This window comes from Sphingobium sp., assembly GCF_036170395.1.
In the GTDB taxonomy this organism is placed as follows: Bacteria; Pseudomonadota; Alphaproteobacteria; order Sphingomonadales; family Sphingomonadaceae; genus Sphingobium.
Genome location: NZ_JAVHPD010000003.1, coordinates 1 through 17,908, shown reverse-complemented (window position 1 = coordinate 17,908; position 17,908 = coordinate 1). Strand labels below are relative to the sequence as shown.

18 protein-coding genes are annotated in these 17,908 nt (G+C 66.4%); 10 read left to right on the top strand and 8 right to left on the bottom strand.

The window, feature by feature from the left end:
- Window positions 1–35: 35 nt before the first annotated feature.
- Window positions 36–3,059, bottom strand: a complete 3,024-nt coding sequence (locus tag V2B31_RS00660; protein ID WP_328274298.1) for a glycosyl hydrolase family 28-related protein — start codon at window positions 3,057–3,059, stop codon at window positions 36–38.
- Window positions 3,060–3,280: 221 nt separating this feature from the next.
- Here V2B31_RS00660 and V2B31_RS00655 point away from each other — a divergent pair, with 221 nt between their 5' ends.
- From V2B31_RS00655 to V2B31_RS00635, 5 genes are all read left to right on the top strand, one after another.
- Complete coding sequence (locus V2B31_RS00655; protein ID WP_328274338.1) at window positions 3,281–3,760, top strand: gluconokinase; 480 nt, start codon at window positions 3,281–3,283, stop codon at window positions 3,758–3,760.
- Between the two features lie 129 nt (window positions 3,761–3,889).
- Window positions 3,890–4,132, top strand: coding sequence for a hypothetical protein (locus V2B31_RS00650; protein ID WP_328274297.1), 243 nt, complete (start codon window positions 3,890–3,892; stop codon window positions 4,130–4,132).
- A gap of 13 nt (window positions 4,133–4,145) precedes the next feature.
- Window positions 4,146–5,099, top strand: a complete 954-nt coding sequence (locus tag V2B31_RS00645) for a manganese catalase family protein (protein WP_328274296.1) — start codon at window positions 4,146–4,148, stop codon at window positions 5,097–5,099.
- 64 nt (window positions 5,100–5,163) lie between these two features.
- On the top strand, window positions 5,164–5,436 hold the full coding sequence (locus V2B31_RS00640; protein WP_328274295.1) for a hypothetical protein: 273 nt from the start codon (window positions 5,164–5,166) through the stop codon (window positions 5,434–5,436).
- A gap of 25 nt (window positions 5,437–5,461) precedes the next feature.
- On the top strand, window positions 5,462–5,719 hold the full coding sequence (locus V2B31_RS00635) for a hypothetical protein (RefSeq protein ID WP_328274294.1): 258 nt from the start codon (window positions 5,462–5,464) through the stop codon (window positions 5,717–5,719).
- On the opposite strand, the gene V2B31_RS00630 is transcribed toward V2B31_RS00635, so the two are convergent.
- The 3 genes from V2B31_RS00630 to V2B31_RS00620 form a co-directional block, all read right to left on the bottom strand.
- Window positions 5,701–6,966 (bottom strand): MFS transporter, encoded by a 1,266-nt coding sequence (locus tag V2B31_RS00630; RefSeq protein ID WP_328274293.1) that lies wholly within the window; start codon window positions 6,964–6,966, stop codon window positions 5,701–5,703. The genes V2B31_RS00635 and V2B31_RS00630 overlap by 19 nt on opposite strands.
- A gap of 3 nt (window positions 6,967–6,969) precedes the next feature.
- Window positions 6,970–7,662, bottom strand: coding sequence for a thiamine phosphate synthase (thiE, locus tag V2B31_RS00625; protein WP_328274292.1), 693 nt, complete (start codon window positions 7,660–7,662; stop codon window positions 6,970–6,972).
- A gap of 478 nt (window positions 7,663–8,140) precedes the next feature.
- Window positions 8,141–9,046: a fructose bisphosphate aldolase gene (locus tag V2B31_RS00620; protein WP_328274336.1), complete on the bottom strand. Its 906-nt coding sequence runs from the start codon at window positions 9,044–9,046 to the stop codon at window positions 8,141–8,143.
- A 194-nt stretch (window positions 9,047–9,240) separates the two neighbouring features.
- On the opposite strand from V2B31_RS00620, the gene V2B31_RS00615 reads away from it, so the two are divergent.
- A complete protein-coding gene (locus V2B31_RS00615; protein ID WP_328274291.1) occupies window positions 9,241–9,738 on the top strand; it encodes a TlpA family protein disulfide reductase in 498 nt (165 codons plus the stop codon).
- Window positions 9,739–9,773: 35 nt separating this feature from the next.
- Here V2B31_RS00615 and V2B31_RS00610 read toward each other — a convergent pair whose 3' ends face one another.
- The 4 genes from V2B31_RS00610 to tkt all read right to left on the bottom strand — a co-directional run bounded on the left by V2B31_RS00610 (window position 9,774) and on the right by tkt (window position 16,008).
- Window positions 9,774–10,919 carry a slipin family protein gene (locus V2B31_RS00610; RefSeq protein WP_328274290.1) on the bottom strand — a complete coding sequence of 382 codons (1,146 nt, stop codon included), beginning with the start codon at window positions 10,917–10,919 and terminating at the stop codon, window positions 9,774–9,776.
- Window positions 10,920–11,657: 738 nt separating this feature from the next.
- Window positions 11,658–12,860: a phosphoglycerate kinase gene (locus tag V2B31_RS00605; RefSeq protein WP_328274289.1), complete on the bottom strand. Its 1,203-nt coding sequence runs from the start codon at window positions 12,858–12,860 to the stop codon at window positions 11,658–11,660.
- Window positions 12,861–12,998: 138 nt separating this feature from the next.
- Window positions 12,999–14,009, bottom strand: a complete 1,011-nt coding sequence (gene gap, locus V2B31_RS00600; protein WP_328274288.1) for a type I glyceraldehyde-3-phosphate dehydrogenase — start codon at window positions 14,007–14,009, stop codon at window positions 12,999–13,001.
- 31 nt (window positions 14,010–14,040) lie between these two features.
- On the bottom strand, window positions 14,041–16,008 hold the full coding sequence (gene tkt / locus V2B31_RS00595; protein WP_328274287.1) for a transketolase: 1,968 nt from the start codon (window positions 16,006–16,008) through the stop codon (window positions 14,041–14,043).
- 181 nt (window positions 16,009–16,189) lie between these two features.
- On the opposite strand from tkt, the gene V2B31_RS00590 reads away from it, so the two are divergent.
- From V2B31_RS00590 to V2B31_RS00575, 4 genes are all read left to right on the top strand, one after another.
- A complete protein-coding gene (locus V2B31_RS00590) occupies window positions 16,190–16,375 on the top strand; it encodes a hypothetical protein (RefSeq protein WP_328274286.1) in 186 nt (61 codons plus the stop codon).
- Complete coding sequence (locus V2B31_RS00585; RefSeq protein WP_328274285.1) at window positions 16,368–16,703, top strand: cell division protein ZapA; 336 nt, start codon at window positions 16,368–16,370, stop codon at window positions 16,701–16,703. The genes V2B31_RS00590 and V2B31_RS00585 overlap by 8 nt, the downstream gene beginning before the upstream one ends.
- A 304-nt stretch (window positions 16,704–17,007) precedes the next feature.
- Window positions 17,008–17,598: a 5-formyltetrahydrofolate cyclo-ligase gene (locus V2B31_RS00580; protein WP_328274284.1), complete on the top strand. Its 591-nt coding sequence runs from the start codon at window positions 17,008–17,010 to the stop codon at window positions 17,596–17,598.
- Window positions 17,595–17,831 carry a DUF2842 domain-containing protein gene (locus V2B31_RS00575; RefSeq protein ID WP_328274283.1) on the top strand — a complete coding sequence of 79 codons (237 nt, stop codon included), beginning with the start codon at window positions 17,595–17,597 and terminating at the stop codon, window positions 17,829–17,831. The genes V2B31_RS00580 and V2B31_RS00575 overlap by 4 nt, the downstream gene beginning before the upstream one ends.
- The last annotated feature ends 77 nt before the right edge of the window (window positions 17,832–17,908 follow it).

Sequence of the window (17,908 nt, the reverse complement as noted above, 5' to 3'; positions counted from 1 at the left end):
GACATAGGTCGTAGGCGCGGCGGGAGCCGCCAATTTCAGGGCTTTGCAGTGTAAAGCGCGTGGTGCGTCAGGATGAACAGGGTGCGCTTGTCCGGGCCGCCGAACAGGATTTGGAGTGGCCGGTCGGGCACGTCGATCCGGCCTGTTTCCCTGCCGTCCGGCCCGTAGATGAAAATCTGCCCATTGGCGACGAACACCCGCCCCTGCCCGTCCACCGCCACGCTCTCGCCGCCGCGATTGGCGAAGGGCTTCAAGTCCCTGAGCGCCCCGCCCGCGCCGACGACGCCGCTATAGGTCACATTCTCCGACGCATTGGTGACGAACACCCGCTCGCCGGGCCGGCCGGATACGAAGCCATGGGCGTTCAAGCTGTCCGACCAGCGCCAGCCGGTGTGATCGGTCGGCCCCTGCTGCCAGGTGCGGAAGGCGGGCAGCGAGAGGCTGCCGTCGGGCGACACATATTCGCGCGCCTTGGGCGCGCCGGCGTCGCGGACGAACATTTCGGCCAGGGTGGTGAACTCGTAGGTATTGAAGTCCAGTTGGTCGCCAAATTCGCCATTGTTCCACCAGTTGACCGGCAGCAGCGTGCGCGCCGCGCTGCCCCCCTTTACCGGGGTTGGCTGGATCAACGTCATCGCGTCCTTGGGGCCGTTCGGATCGAAGGAATAGACCCCGCCCTTCGGCCCCAGCGAGGAGAGCACCAGCACATGGCCCGATGCGTCAATGCCCAGGTTGATTGGATCGAGCGCATGGTCACGCACGATCTCCAGCCCCTTCGCCTCGCTCCAGCGATGGATGCGCTGGAACCGCCGGTCGATGAAGTAGAGCGCGCCCTGCGCATCCACCGCCGCGCCGGAGATCGACCAGAAGCCCTCCTCCAACTTCGTCACCGCACCCATCGGCGCGACCGCCGGGATCGCGCTGCCCGCCGGTCCGATGTCGAGCCTGGCGAACTCGCGCTCGCGCACGAGGAGCTTGCGGGTTACATCCTCGATCGCATTGTCGAACGGATATTTGCTCGCCCGCAGGAAGGTGCCGCAGCCTTCGTCGTCGCAGGTCGCATAGCCGCTTTCGGCGTTCACATGGACATTGCGGAAGCGGATATCGCCGGAGTTGGTGATCTTCACCGCGCTCTTTTCCGGCGCATAGGTGCGGGTGACGCGATAGCCATGATAGTTGGCGAACAGCAGATTCCTCGAATTACGAATGTCGAGCGAAATGGCGTCCGGCCCGTCGCCCACCTCCTGCTCGGTCTGCGGGGCGAGGAACTCCCAGTTCTGCACATTGTCCAGCACGAACTCGTTGCGGGCATGATGCTCGACCGACATTTCATAGACATGGCCGGGCGTCGCCGTGTCGGTGACATAAAAGCCCGCCTGCGCGAAGCTGTTGGGGCTCCACACGTCGACGAAGGTGCCGCCGCCCCCGTCGGTCACCCAGATGCTAGGATATTGCGCGTCGAGCCGGTCGTCGGTGATCGGATCGCCGGTATGGACCCGCAGCGCGCCCAGCATCGTGCCGTCCGCCGTGGGCGTGCCGCCCCCGCCCATGATCTTGACGTCGTTGACAAGGGCGTTCTCGCCCGACCGCCACAGCAGCGCGGACGCGCGCGGATTGACCCGCCCGGTAAAGAGACCGAGGCCCGACAGGATATTGTCGCCGCCCTTGGGACTTTCCAGGATCGGCTGGACCGAGCCCAGCCCGGCATGGGCCGGATTATTGTCGGGAATGTAAAGCTGCGTGATCGCCGGGTGCAGGCCGATAAGGACGCTGTCGGGCCGCAGAGTCAGGCGGTTCGTGACCTTGTAGAAGCCGGTCGGGAAATAGAGGATCTTGTTGGCGTCGATCGCTTTCTGGATCGCCGCCGTATCGTCGGCCTTGCCGTCGCCCATCGCGCCGAGGGCGCGGACGTTCACCCATTCGGCCATCGGCGGCAGGTCGCGGATCGCGTCGGCGCGCCGCGCCGGCATGGCGGGCAGCGCCTCGATCTGCGCCTCGGTCCTATACTCACCCATCTGACCCAGCGCCGGGACTGCCAACCCATAGGAGAAGGCGGAAACCTTGTACGCCTTCCCCTTCCCGTTCACCGTCCGCCCGCTGTCGCGAAAGCGCGCGAAGGTGGGGCTATTGACCGCCAGGGCATTCTCGAACCCGACCTGGGTGAAGACATTCTTCTCGTTGGAGATGATGATCCCGGCCTTCGACACATTCTCGAAGCGGACATCCTTGCCCCACAGGCTGTCGCCATAGCCCCGGTCGATCTCGATCCCGACCGGGGTGTTGCGGATGGCGACATTGACCAAGGTCAGGTCCACCTCATGCTCGCGGATCGCGGCGACCTTCTGCCCGTCAAACTCGGAATCGAGCAGCGTGAATTGCCAGGCGGGCGATGTCTTTTCGCTGACGATGCCGTAACGCCCGCCCTCGAACCGCACATTGTCGATGACGTTGCCGGCCTGATAGACGCCGGCAAAGGCGCTCCCCAGTCGGAAATCCATGTGGCTGAGGAAGGCATGCTGCGCCATGCGGAAGCGCACGCCGGCCGCGGCCGGGTTGCCCGCGCCGATCTCGATATCGATGTTGCTCATCGCCGAGTAGAAGGTGCCGCTGTTCGCGTCGCGCACGATCCTGTCGCGCGGCACCACCGTCGGCACGGGCACCGGCACCTGACCGACCCGATATTGATCGCCCCCGCTAAAGACGATCATCGTCGACACGCCCTTCTGGAAGCCCGGCGTGTTCGGTCCCAGCAAGATCACCGGCCGCGTCGCGCCCACGCCATAGACGCGCACGCCGGCCGGCACGATCAGCGTCTTGGCGATGCGATAGCGGCCCGAGGGCAGGAAAACGATGCCATGGCCGGTGCTGTCGCGCGCCTTGTCCAGCGCGGCCTGGATCGCGTCGCTGTCGTCAGCGCGCCCGTCGCCCTTCGCCGCGACCGTCACGGCGCGGGGCTCGTCCGGGGCCTGCGGGAAGATGGACGGGTCGGCTTGCGCCGCGACCGGCGCGGCGAGCGCGCTTGCCGCCAACAGAGTCGCGATCATGCTGCGTGCGTTCATAGCCGCTTCTCCTTTACGGGGTGGCGATGGATGCTCCCTCCGCTAGGCCAGCGCGCCGCCCAAGGCACTTGCGACAAAGGTCGTAGTTTTCAGCGGGATGCCGACCCCGGTATAGATTATCCGATGCGGCGGCCCCTCCGGCCCCTGCCTTTCTGCGCGAGACCGCCGCCTTGTCACCCGCCTCCGCCCGTTCCCCCGCCCTGCCCGCCGCGATCATCGTCATGGGCGTCAGCGGCTGCGGCAAATCGACGCTGGGTGGGCTGCTGGCGCAGGCGCTGGCCTGCCCGTTCCTGGAGGGCGACGATTTTCATTCGCCTGAGGCGGTCGAGAAGATGCGCCGGGGCATGGCGCTGACCGACGAGGATCGCTGGCCCTGGCTCGACCGGCTGGGGCAGGCGATCGCATCGGCCGGGCGCGAGCAGGGCGTGGCGGTCGCTGCCTGCTCGGCATTGCGCCGCTGCTATCGCGACCGGCTGCGCGGGACGATCGACGGGTCGGTCCGGTTCGTGCTGCTGGAAAACAGCCGGGACGCGCTGCTCGCCAGGATCGGCAACCGGCCGGGCCACTATATGCCCGCCAGCCTTCTCGACAGCCAACTGGCGACGCTGGAGCGGCCGCAGCCCGACGAAGGCGCGATGCTGCTGCGGACGGACCTGCCCGCCACCTTGCTGTGCGATCTTGTGCTGGGCGCGCTGCGCTGAGCGGCCGCCGGCATCGCATCGTCAACCATTTTTCCCGGCGATAATCTGCATTAGCGCTCGCGCGCATCGACCGGAACGCAAGGCCATCGCCGCGCCTTGAGCAGTCCGTGACCCCGACAGGGAGCGGACATGCAAAGGATTTCCAGCAGCGCCAGAAACACGATCCGCCTGCTCGCGGGCGGATGGATCATGGCGGCCGGGATCGCCATCCTTTGTACCCTTCTCTATCTGCGCGTGACCGGCGCAGCGCTAGACCGTGAAGCGCTGCTGCTGGCGATCTTCGGCATCGGCCCGGCGCTTCTGTTTGCCGGCGCGCTGGTTGCAAACGCGCACGCGATCAAGACCCATTCCACCCCCAGCCAACCCCACTGAGGAGCAAACCCCCATGTTCATGCACAATAAGCGGCTGCAATACACCGTCCGCGTCGCCGAGCCCAATCCGGCGCTCGCCTCGCTGCTGCTGGAGCAGTTCGGCGGGCCGGACGGCGAACTGGCGGCGGCGATGCGCTACTTCACCCAGGGGCTGGCTGAGGATGATCCGGGCCGCAAGGATATGCTGCTCGACATCGCGACGGAAGAACTCAGCCATCTGGAGGTGATCGGGTCGATCGTCGCCATGTTGAACAAGGGCGCGAAGTCGTCGCTCACCGAAGCGACGATGGAGGAAGCCGAACTCTACATGGCGATCAACGCGGGCGGCAACAGCCATACCCAGTCGATCCTCTATGGCGGCGGCCCTGCCCTCACCAACTCGTCGGGCGTGCCATGGACCGCCGCCTATGTCGACAGCCGGGGCGATCCGACCTGCGACCTGCGCTCCAACATCGCGGCCGAAAGCCGGGCGAAGATCGTCTATGAGCGGCTCATCAACATCACCGACGATGCCGGGATCAAGGATGCGCTCGGCTTCCTGATGACCCGCGAGGTCGCGCACCAGAAGAGCTTCGAAAAGGCGCTCTACACGATCGCCGACAATTTCCCACCCGGCAAGCTGCCCGGCCTCGCCGCCTACGCCAACACCTATGTCAACACGTCGCAGGGCGAAGGCGATGCGCAGGGGCCGTGGAATACAGGCGACCAATGGGAGCGCATCGACGACATCGCCGCCAGCCTGCCAGCCGATGGCGGTGAGGGCATCGCATCGGTGACGCTCACGGAGCGCGAGATGGACGATTTCGAGGCGATGGCCGCGCGCCTCCAGTCCGATCCCGCCGCCAACCCCGCCACCGGCGCGGACCTTGGCGCTGGGCCGGGTGCGGGCAAGCTGACCGACGAGGATCAAGGCGGCGCATCCGACATGGCCGACGCGCGGGCGCAGGCCCTGGCGCAGACGCGCTGACCGCGCCGGGTGCCGCGATGCGCGATGATGTGGCGGCATGGAGCCAGGGCGAGCAGGCGGGGCGTTGAGCCTCGCCTGGTCGCCGGCGCTGGCCGGCTCGCTCGGAAGCCTCCTTGCCGGCTTGGCGACTGGGCTGGGCGCCTTGCCGATCCTGGGCATCGGCCGGTCAGCGCACCGTTATCAGGGGATGATGCTGGGGTTCGCGGCGGGCGCTAAGGTCAGCGTCATCATGAGCCAGATCGTGCCCGATCTCGACCGCCGATCGGCCGGGCCGTCGCAACTGGCGCTGATCCTGGGTCTCTGTCTGATGATGGTGCTCGACATCGCACTCGCTTGAGAAATTTCACGAAGGAGACGACGCCATGAAATATCCCCTGATGATCGCGGCCGGGGCGCTGCTGCTGGGCGCTTGTTCGTCGCAGACGGACACGAACCAGGCCAATGTGGACGGGTCGACGATCAACCGCGCCGACGACGCCACGATGAACGCTTCGGAAGCGCCGACGCCAATGAGCGGATCGGGCGATGTGCCGCCCAATGCGCCCATGGGCAACGACAGCGGCAATGCAGGTGCGGGGAACGCGACCGGCGCGACCGGCAATCAGACCTCCGCGCCCTGACGCGCGGTTTCGGGCAGGCGCAGCAGCACCGGCAGAACGGCGAGCGCGACGAGCGCGATCATCAGCCCCGGCGCGCTCGCCGCGCCGGTCCGCTGCGTCAGCCATTGTGCCAGCCAGGGCGTGAGTCCACCGAACAGCGCGGTCGCGCTGGTCGCGCCCAGCGCCAGCCCGCTTAATCGCCCTTCGGCCGGCACCTGCTCGGCAGTCGCGACCGCGCCGACCGCGCTCACCCCGCCGGCCAGCGCCGCCAGGACCAGCGCACCCGTCAACGCCGCTGCCGCGTCCGCCCGCGCCAGCAGCGCGAACAGGGTATAAGGCAGCACCGCTGACAGCATCGCCAACCCGACCAGCACCGGCCGCCGCCCGCGCAGGTCGGAAAGCCAGCCGACGAGCGGCGTCACCAATATGACCACCAGCGCCGCTATCGTCGCCAGCCGCAGCGCCGCGCCCTCGTCCATCCCGCCCGTCGCGGTCAGATAGACGGGGACATAGGTGATCCCGACATAGTAAGTGATCGACCCCAGCGCCGAGATCGCGAAGCCGCGCAGCACGCCGGCGCGATGATGGCGCAGCGCGTGGAGGATCGGCGCGCGCACCAATGCCCCCGCCGCCTTCTGCGCCTCGAACGCCGGCGACTCCTGCATCGCCGCGCGGGCGAGCAGGATCAGCCCCGCCATGGCCGCGCCGAACAGGAAGGGCAGCCGCCAGCCCCAGCCTTCCAGCGCCGGCGCTGGCAGCAGGCTGACCGTCAGCGCGGACAGCCCCGCCGCCAGCAACGCCCCCACCTCGCTCGTCGCCGCCGCCAGCGAGGTGACGAGCCCCCGCCGGTGCGCTGGCGCGCCCTCCAGCAGATAGGCGACGACGCCGGTATATTCGCCGCCCACGGCAAATCCCATGGCGCAGCGCAGCGCCAGCAGCAGCACGCCTGCCCATGGCCCGATCTGCGCCTGCGTCGGCAGCATCGCCGTCGCCAGCATCGCAGCCGTCATCAGCCCCATCGAGGCGAGCAGCGTCGCCCTGCGGCCATGCCGGTCGCCATAATGGCCGAACAGCATCGCCCCCACCGGCCGCATCAGATAGGCGACCGCAAAGCCGCCCAGCGTCACCAGCAGCGCGTCGCTCCCGGTAAAGAACAGCCGCGAGAGCAGGGTCGCGAGATAGAGGAACAGCGTGAAATCATACCATTCCACCACCGTCGACAGCGCCGCGAGGACAAGCGAACGGCGGTCGAGGGGAGTAGGCGACATGAGTCAGCGGCGGGCGAGCAAATCGTTGAAAGCAGCCACCCCCGCGCCCGGCCCTTCGGCATGGCTCCACACCGCCCCGCTCACCGCCAGAAAATCCGCGCCCGCCGCCACAAGCGGCGCGGCGTTCTCCGCCGTGATCCCGCCGATCGCGACGCAGGGCAGCTCGAACAGCGTCGTCCACCACCCCAGGATGGACGGATCGGGACGATGGATCGTCTCCTTGGTGGCGGTGGGGTAGAAAGCGCCGAACGCGACATAATCGGCCCCCGCCTCGCCCGCCTCCATCGCCAGATGGCGGCTGTCATGGCAGGTGACGCCGATCTGCACCTTCGGCCCCAGCAGCGTCCGCGCTGCCTTCGGGTCGCCATCCTCCTGCCCCAGATGCACCCCGTCCGCGCCCAGCCGCTTGGCCAGCACGGCGCTGTCATTGACGATGAAGGCGACATCGCGCTCGGCGCACAGCCGCTGCAACGGCTCGGCGGCGCGAGCGATCGCGTCCTCGTCCAAGCCCTTGAGCCGCAACTGAAACGCCGCGACGTCCCCGCCATCGAAGGCGGCGCGCAGCCGGTCGGCGAAATCCGCCTCGATGGACGGCGGCGATATCAGGTAAAGCTGGCAGGCGGGGCGAAAGCCCTGCTCGAACTGGTCGGCGAAATGCGGATCGAGCGCCAGTTCCTCGTCGGTGAAGTCGGTCATGGCCGCCTGTTAGCCCAGCCGGTCAGGTAACGAAAGCCTGTCGCTCTCCCGGCCTACCCTGTGGCGGGGCTATCGCATATGAGTGCCCTTCCCCTCTACGTCATGCTGAACTTGTTTCAGCATCCATCGGGGCGTCAGGCTCAGCTTTATCGATCGCGCGCTAGTGGGCCGAAAGGCACTTTTGTGCGACCGATCATGTGCTCGCAGGTTTCAGGCGAGACCCAAGATGGATCCTGAAACAAGTTCAGGATGACGTTGCCCTACAACGCCATCCATATGCGATTACCCTGCCTTGTGCGGGGGTTTCCAGAACGCCATTGTCCAGAAAATCAGCCGTCATCCCCGCGAAGGCGGGGATCCATCTCCGAACCTCGCCCGAGGCGATAGGGTGGGAGATGGATTCCCGCCTTCGCGGGAATGACGACAGTTCATGCCGCTAGCCGCATTTGCCTGATTGACTATAAGCGAGGCTCCCGCCTTACGCCGCGACCGGCTGCTTGGCTGTCGACGCGCCATGGATCTCGTCGATCGCCTCGCCTAGTGACGCATTGAACTCGTCATCGCTCATCTGATGGCGCAGGTCGTTGAGCAGCGCGCGGCTGAAGCTCGCGATGATGCCGCGATTCTTCGCCAGCTCCGCGCACGCCTCGGTGCGGCTGAACCCGCCCGACAGCGCGACCACGCGCAGCACCTTGGGATGATCGACCAGCGGATCGAACAGGCCGGCCTTGGCGGGCAGGGACAGCTTCAGCATCACCTGCTCGCCCTCGGGCAGCGCGTCGAGATTCTTGAGGATTTCCTCCAGCAGGATCGCATCCGCCTCGGCGCGTTCGGGCGACTTGATGTTCACTTCGGGCTCGATGATCGGCATGAGGCCCGCGGCCAGCACCTGACGGCCCACCTCGAACTGCTGCGCGACGACCGCCGCGATCCCCTCGCGGTTGGCGAGGTTGACGACCGAGCGCTCCTTGGTGCCGAACACGCCCAGCCCCTTGGCGCGCGCGAGCAGCGCCTCCAGCTCGGGCATCGGCTTCATCAGCTGCACGCCGTTCGCCTCGTCCTCCAGCCCCTTGTCGATCTTGATGAAGGGCACGACGCCCCGCTCGATCAGCGCCGCCGGGGTCGGCTTGCCGTCAACCGTGCCGTCCATCGTCCGCTCGAACAGGATCGCGCCCAGCACCTTGTCGCCGGTGAACACGGGCGAGGTGATGATCCGGCTGCGCATCGCGTGGATCAGGCCGAACATTTCTTCGTCATTGGACCAGGCCCCTTCCTCGATGCCATAGCCCTTGAGCGCCTTGGGAGTCGATCCGCCGCTCTGGTCGAGCGCGGCGATGAAGCCATTCCCTTCCGCGATCTTGGTCTTCATGTCCTGATCCAGCATCTGCACATACCTTCTCTTGTGCACGCGGCCCCCTGTGGCGGCGTGAAATCGGCGCGGCGCGCCTGCGCGCGCCATCTTGTTGGGCTGTTAGCCAGTCCCATGCCGCATCGCAAGAAACATAAGGCCTCGCTTGCGGGCTGGCGTGGCGGCGCGATGCTGGTATCGTAGGCCAGGGCGGAAGATGGGGGCGGAACATGAAATTCTGGGCGATCAGCGCGCTGGCTGCGGTCGCGCTCGCGACGACGCCGGCGCGGGCGGCGCAAAAACCGGTGGTCGGCTCCGCCGCGCCTGATTTCGACCTGCTTTTGGTGGACGGCGGCAAGGTGTCGCTAGCCGACCTGAAGGGGCAGGTGGTGGTGCTTAATTTCTGGGCGACCTGGTGCGTCCCCTGCCGCACCGAACTGCCCACGCTCGACGCCTATTACGCCATGCAGCAGAAGCACGGCCTTAAGGTCTATGCGATCACCACCGAGGATTCCGTGCCTCTCGCGCGCCTCAAGAAGCTGTTCGCGGCGATGGCCATGCCCTCGGTCCGCCGGATCAAAGGCCCCTACGGCCCGCTGACCGGCGTCCCCACCAACTTCGTCATCGATCGCGCCGGCGTTCTGCGCTACGCCAAATCCGGCGCGTTCGATCTCGATGCGCTCAACCGCCTGCTCGTGCCGCTGCTGCGGGAGAAAGCACCGGAGTGAAAAAGGGCGACACCGCGAGGCGCCCCCCCTTCCCTTCAGTCCCGCTCGCGCAGGGTCACAAGCCGATCGAGGATCGCGTTCAGCCCCTCGCCCGACGAAGCATGGACATCGATGCGCCCGATCTTCTCGGTGATGCGCTCGAGCGATTCCAGCTCCTTCAAGCGAAGCAGCACCGGGCTGTCCTCCATCAGCTTCGCCGTGTTGAGCAACGAGCGGGTGGCCGCGGTTTCCTCGCGCCGGCGGATCAGGTTCGCCTCAGCGGTCTTTTCCGCCTCGACCACCCGATTGATGAGCTCGCGCATGTCGCCGGGCAGAATGACATCCTTGATGCCGAGTTCGGTCACCGCGACTCCCGTATCGCCGATCGCCGCCCGGACATGTTCGACGATCTGCCGATCGACCGACACACGATCGTTCAGCACCTGATCGAGCGTCCGCCCGCCGATCGCCTCGCGCACGGCGAACTGGACGAGCTTATAGACATGCGCCTGGAAATCCGGCGTGGCGAGCGCCGCCTGGCGCACGTCGATCACCTTGACGAAGGCAGTCAACGTCACGCGCAGCGACACCTTGTCCCGCGTCAATATTTCCTGCGCCGTCACTTCGACCGGCAACGGCCGCGTCTCAACGGTCTTGGCCGTCACTTTGCGCCCGATCTGCCAGTAGCCATAACGGCCCGGCCCGACCACTTCGACCAGCTCACCATCGAAAAAGACCAACGCCTCCTCCGCTTCGCCGACACTGACGACAGCGATGTTCGCCAGCGGAGACGGCAGAACCGTCGTCGCCTTCTCGAACGCGATCAGCTGTTCGCGCGACAGGCGGGGCTGCTCGGCCAGATCGAACATCTCGACTGTGACCGTCTTGACCACCGTCCAGACATATACCGTCTCGCCGGGACGGACGATGAAGGACGCCCGCCCGTCGAGCCGCACGACCGCGACCATGCCTTCCTCGACCCGGACGGTCGTGAAATAATCGGCAGCGATGTCCGGGTGACGCTTGGCGATCAGCTCCGCCCAGGGCGAGGCAAAGATGCCGGTCGCGTCGAACAGCTCATATTCGTAACGGTTCAACGGATCGAAGAGGCGATGCCGGCCCGGTTCGAGCATACGGATGAAGCGGCCATCCCGGATGAGGAGGCCGCGCTGCTTTTCGGAAACAATGAAGCTGTCGTACATTGTCGCCCTCCTCTTTGAAGGGCTGACGATCGTCCGGTCATGCCGCGCCAGATACAGGCGGCATCACCGGCAGGGGCGCACTATCGCTCGCCCATTCCCATGATCCGCCGATGTCGATTCGGAACCACCAAATTCTCACCAGCCCACATTGCCGCAAGGCACCATGCCATGCGGGGACCGCGCCCTTAAAGAAGGATCATGACAATTTCAAGAACGGATTCGAAATTAGGTCAGCCGACGGCGCGTTCCCGCGTCGAGGATGGCGGGCCGGTGCTTGAGGCGGCATCTGCTCGATCGGCCATCCGTTCAGCGAAGCGGGACGGACGCGGTGTCGCATCGATGGCCGCCGGTATCCGCGCCGGCGCAAGGCCCCTCAAAGGGTGCCGGCAAATCAACCGCAGTGTCCCGCAATTGCCTGCCGGCCTGAACGCCCCGCCGGCCTCCCCTTCTAGAAGATGCCGTTTCAAGGCAGTCTGGAGCGGGATTCGAACCCGCGTCACGTAGATTAACAGTCTACTGCTCTACCACTGAGCTATCCAATGGGCTGTTGGTGGAGTCGAACCAACGACCTTCTGGCGAACCAGCTGCTCTCCCGCCGAGCCAAACAGCGTTGGTGGGCAATCATCATGGAACACGGTGTCGGCAGCGCCGCCCGCGCCCCCGGGGTCTCAAACAGCCCCTGGGAAATGACTCATGTCCGGCGCGGGCCTATACGCATCCCGCGCCGCCCTGTCCAGATCAGCCCATCAGCGCTTTGACGCCGGGCAGATCCTTGCCCTCCATCCATTCCAGGAACGCGCCGCCTGCGGTCGAGACGAAGCTAAAATCGGCCGCCGCACCGGCGTGGTTGAGCGCCGCCACCGTGTCGCCGCCGCCCGCTACCGAGGTGAGCTGCCCTTCCTTGGTCAGCGCTGCCGCCGTCTTCGCCAGCGCGACCGTCGCCGCGTCGAAGGGCGCGATCTCGAATGCGCCGAGCGGGCCGTTCCACACCAAAGTCCGGCAATTCTTGAGCGCGTCGCCCAGCGCCTCGACGGCGGCGGGGCCGACGTCCAGGATCATCTCGTCCTCGGCGACCTCATGCACGTTGCAGGTGCGCACCGACGGCGGATTGGCGGCGAACTCCTTCGCCACCACCACGTCATAGGGCAGATGGATGGTGCAGCCGGCCGCTTCCGCCTTGTCGAAGATCGCCTCGGCGGTGTCGCTCAGATCCTTCTCGCACAGCGATTTGCCGACATCGACGCCGCGCGCGTAGAGGAAGGTGTTGGCCATGCCGCCGCCGATGATGAGGTGATCGACCTTGGCGACGAGATTGTTGAGCACGTCGAGCTTGGTCGAGACCTTCGCGCCGCCGACGACCGCCGCGACCGGAGTCACCGGCTCGCCCAACGCCGCCTGGAGCGCGTCCAGTTCCTTCTCCATCGACCGCCCCGCAAAGGCGGGCAGCTTGTGCGCCAGACCCTCGGTCGAGGCGTGCGCTCGGTGCGCGGCGGAGAAAGCGTCGTTGACGTAGAGGTCGCCGATCGCCGCCATCGCCTCGACCAGTGCCGGATCATTCTTCTCTTCGCCAGGATGGAAGCGCGTATTCTCCAGGATCGCGATGTCGCCATTGCGCATCACCTTGATCCCGTCGGCAGCAGCCTCGCCCTGGCAGTCGGGGATGAACTGCACGTCGCGGCCCAGCACCTGGGTCAGCGGCCGAGTGATCTTCGACAGCGAATATTCCGGGTTCTTCTGCCCCTTGGGACGGCCGAAATGGGCGAGGATCAGCACCTTCGCGCCGCGATCGGCCAGTTCCAGCACGGTCGGCATCGCCGCGCGCAGGCGGGTGTCGTCGCTGACCGACCCGTCCTGCATCGGCACGTTCAGATCCTCGCGCACCAGCACCACCTTGCCGGTGATGTCGCCCATGTCGTCGAGCGTCTTGAACGGCTTGGTCATGAATATTCCCCTGAGCTTTCAACCCGTTCGGGCTGAGCGAAGTCGAAGCCCCCTACCGAGCGAAGCGAGGTCTGGAGCCTTCGCTCCGCTCAGCTGAGCCCTTCGACAGGCTCAGGGCGAACGGAGGTTTGTGCCGGTTTACAGAAACTTCGCCAGCACGCCGGTGGTGTCGATCATGCGGTTGGAGAAGCCCCATTCATTATCGTACCAGCTCAGCACCCGCACCAGCGTGCCGTCGATCACCGCCGTCTCCAGGCTGTCGACGGTCGAGCTGCGCGCGTCGCCATTATAGTCGATCGAGACCAGAGGCTCGTCCGAATAGCCGAGCACGCCCTTGAGTGGACCATCCTCCGACGCCGCCTTGAGCAGGGCGTTCACCTCGTCCTTGGTCGTCGCCTTCTTGGCGATGAACTTCAGGTCCACGACCGACACGTTGGGGGTCGGCACGCGCACCGACGATCCGTCGAGCTTGCCCTTGAGTTCGGGCAGCACCTCGCCCACCGCGCGCGCCGCGCCGGTGGTGGTCGGGATCATCGACAGGGCGGCGGCGCGGGCGCGGCGCATGTCCTTGTGCAGCTGGTCCAGCGTGTTCTGGTCGTTGGTGTAGCTGTGGATCGTGGTCATGAAGCCCTTTTCGATGCCGATGGCGTCATGAAGCACCTTGGCGAGCGGCGCGAGGCAGTTGGTGGTGCAGCTCGCGTTCGAGATCACGATATCGTCGGCAGTCAGGCTGTCATGGTTGACGCCGAACACGACCGTGCGGTCGACGCCGGTCGCGGGCGCGGAGATGACGACGCGCTTCGCGCCGGCAGTCAGGTGCGCGCTCGCCTTGGCCTTGTCGGCGAAGATGCCGGTGCATTCGAGGGCAATGTCCACGCCCTGCGCCGCGTGCGGGAGCTTGGCGGGGTCGCGCTCGGCGGTGACGGCGATGCGCTTGCCGTCGATCACCAGCGCGTCGCCATCCACGCTGACCTCGCCGGCCCAGTTGCCATGCACCGAATCGCGCTTGAACAGCAAAGCGTTGGACTTGGCATCACCCAGATCGTTGATGCTGACCAGCTCCAGGTCATGATCGGTGCGCGACAGGATGGCGCGCGCCACCAGGCGGCCGATGCGTCCGAAACCGTTAATTGCTACCTTCGTCGCCACTGCACGGGCCTCCTTTTCGCTGTCGTTCGGTTCAGTTGTCGAGGGCGGCCGCGATCTGCGGCGCGATCTTCGCGGCGGTCAGGCCGAAATGGTCGTAAAGCGCTTCTGCCGGGGCGGACGCGCCGAAGCTGTCGATGCCAAAGCGCAGGCCGGCGATCCCGGTATAGCGTTCCCAGCCGAAGGTCGTCCCCGCCTCGATCGACGCGCGCAGCACATGATGCGGCAGCAGTTCGTCCTTGTAGCTTTGCGGCTGCGCATCGAAATGCGCCCAGCTTGGCATGGAGACGACATCCGCGCCGATGCCCTGCTCCTCCAGCAGCTTGGCGGTATCAACCGCGATCTCGACCTCGGAGCCGGTGGCGACCAGCACGACCTTGCGCTCGGCGGTCGCGGCGACGAGGCGATAGGCGCCCTTGGCCGACAGATTCTCGCTCTTCTCCGTGCGCAATTGCGGCAGATTCTGACGGGTCAGCGCCAGCACCGACGGGCCGGTCGCGTCCTTGAGCGCCAGTTCCCAGCATTCCGCCGTCTCGACCACATCGGCGGGGCGATAGACGTCGAGGTTCGGGATCATCCGCAGCGACATGACATGCTCGATCGGCTGGTGGGTCGGGCCGTCTTCGCCAAGGCCGATCGAGTCATGGGTCAGCACATGGATGACCCGCTGCTGCTGGAGCGCCGCCAGGCGGATGCCGCCGCGCATATAGTCGGAAAAGACGAGGAAGGTGCCGCCATAGGGGATCACTCCGCCATGCAGCGCCATGCCGTTCATCGCGCAGGCCATGCCGAATTCGCGGATGCCATAATAGACGTAGCGGCCGCTATAATCCTCGGCGGTCAGCGGGCCGGTCGATTTGGTCTTGGTGTTGTTCGAGCCGGTGAGGTCGGCGGAACCGCCAAGCGTCTCGGGCAACAGATCGTTGATCGCGCCCAGCGCCAGCTCGCTCGCCTTGCGGGTGGCGACCTTCTGCGGATTGGCGATCAGGCTGTCGACATAGGCCTCAAGCGAGAAGCCTTCGGGCAGTTCGCCAGCCATGCGACGCGAAAATTCCGCGCCCTGGTCGCTGCTTGCAAGGCGACCTTCCCAGGCGGTGCGAACATCTGCGCCCTTCGCCCCGATCGCGCGCCACGCGGCAGCGACATCCTCGGGGATGACGAACGGCTCGGCGCTCCAGCCCAGAAACTCCCGCGCGGCGGCGACTTCGGCCTCGCCCAATGCGCTGCCATGCACACCCGACGTGCCCGCCTTGTTGGGCGCGCCATAGCCGATCTTGGTGGCGCAGGCGATCAGCGACGGGCGCGGATCGGCCAGCGCCTCGTCGATCGCGCGGCGCACATCCGCGACGTCATGACCATCGCACGACACGACATGCCAGCCGGTCGCGGCATAGCGCGCCCGCACATCCTCGCTGCTCGACAGGTCGACCGCGCCGTCGATGGTGATCTTGTTGTCGTCCCACAGCACGATCAGCCGGCCGAGCTTCAGATGGCCCGCAAGCCCGATCGCCTCATGATTGACGCCTTCCATCAGGCAGCCGTCGCCCGCGATCACCCAGGTGCGGTGATCGACCAGATCGTCGCCGAACTGGGCGTTGAGATGCCGCTCGGCGATCGCCATGCCGACCGCCGTGGCGAGGCCCGATCCCAGCGGCCCGGTCGTCGCCTCGACGCCGGCAAGCTCGAAATTCTCCGGGTGGCCAGCGCAGGGCGAATGCAGTTGCCGGAAATTGCGCATATCTTCGATCGTCGGGCGGGCATAGCCGGTGAGGTGCAGCAGCGAGTAGATCAGCATCGATCCATGCCCCGCCGACAGGACGAAGCGGTCGCGGTCGGCCCATTTGGGCGCAGTCGGATCGAATTTCAGATAATCCCCAAACAGCACGGTCGCGACGTCCGCCATGCCCATCGGCATCCCCGGATGCCCGCTGTTGGCGGCCTGCACCGCATCCATGGAGAGCGCCCGGATGGCGTTGGCGAGCGACTTTTCGGAGACGGTCATCGGGGGCAGGCGTCTTTCCTGGACTGGTATGGCCCGCTTGCGCGCGGGACGAATCGGGATCGCGATCCCTTTGTCCCGTCAAGTCCAATGCGTCAACCGCTGTCGCCCGCCTGTGCCCGAAAGCAGGGCCGCCCCGAGCAAAGCGCTTTTGCTTAGCGAACAGTTTCGCTATGCGGGTCAAATGGCTAGCGACCGCATGATGCAGGCGATCGGCACGCTGGAGCGCGCCGTCAGCCGGCTTGAACAGGATGTGGCGCGTCTCATTCAGACGCCCGCGCCCGCCCCTGTCGATCAGAGCGCCGCGCGGGCCGCGCTCCGTTCGCTCGACGATCTCATTGATACGCTCAAGAGCCGCACCGATGGCTGAAACCACGCTTCATATCGCCGGTCGCCTCTACCAGATCCGCTGCCGCGACGGGGAGGAGGCGCATCTGGCGCATCTCGCGACCCTGATCGAACAGAAGGCGCGACAGGCGCAGCAGGGCACGTCCGGCCTCACCGAAGTGCGCACCCTGCTCTTCGCCGCGCTCTTTCTGGCGGACGAACTCAATGACCTCAAGCGCGAGAGCGCGGGGCGGCAGAACGCGCTGCCGCTGGAGAGCGCGGACGAACCGGCCGCGCGCGCGGTCGAATCGATCGCCGCCCGCATAGAAAAGCTGCGCGACACGCTTGCCGATGCGGCCGCGCGCGCCTAGATTGATCGGTGACGGGCACTGCGCGGCACGAGCTTCAAGCGAACATCCCTGAGGCGATAATCACATCCAAGGGGGCTGTCCCTGGGCGGGTTCCGGCCCGATCTACATGGTCCCCACCTGACGTTGAGGCGTCAGAGGATTTTCCAGCAAACGACCGAGGCGGTCCCGTCACCCGACCATATTGCAGTGCCCCTGCGAAAGCAGGAGCCCAGGGTCGGCATGACCTCAATCCTGGGCTCCCGCTATCGAAGGAGCACGCTCGCCCCCTATCCTCACCCCCTCGCCTCTTATATGGCGCGCCAGCATGAGCGATGAAAGCATCGACCCCGCCGACAAACCCGCCCTGCGCGCCCTCGCCCGCGGGCGCCGTCGCGCCTTCGTCGCCGCGCTCGATCCGCTCGCGCACCGGCTGGCGTTCAAGGCGATCCCGTCCCCCCTCGCCCGCCGATTGACCCAAGCGCAAACCGTAGCCCTCTACATGGGTCTGGACGACGAAGCCCCGGCGCAGCGCCTCGCTGCGCCGCTGATCGCGCTGGGCAAGACGATCGCGCTGCCCCGCGTGCTCGATCGCCTCGGCAGCATGGATTTCCTCGGCTGGCGTCCCGACGAGCCGCTTCTCCCCGGCCTGTTCCGCACCAGCCATCCCGATCCCGCCAATGGCGTGGTGACGCCCGACGTCATCGTCACGCCGCTTGTCGGCTATGATCGCGCGATGAACCGGCTGGGCCAGGGCGGCGGCTATTATGACCGCGCCTTCGCCCGCTATCCCGATGCGCTGCGGGTGGGGCTTGCCTGGTCGGCGCAGGAGCTGGAGTCGGTGCCGGCCGATCCCTGGGACTTGCCGCTCGACATCATCCTCACCGAAGTCGAACTGATAGAGGGGGAGCAGCCATGAGCATCGACCCGCGACACTATCATAACCCAAGCTGGCGCAAGCCCGTGGGGATGCTGACGATCATCGGCCTGATCGCGCTGTGGGCGGTCATGGTCGGCAGCCTGTCGCCCTATATCGGCGCGCTGCCCGTGTGGGCGCAAGCGCCCCTCTATGTCGTGCTCGGCATCGTCTGGATCTGGGTGCTGCCCTTGAAACGCCTGCTGGCCTGGATGGAAACCGGCCGCTGGCGATAGGCGAAATCACTTCCTCTGCGGGAAGTGGCGCGAGTGACGGGGCTCGAACCCGCGACCTCCGGCGTGACAGGCCGGCA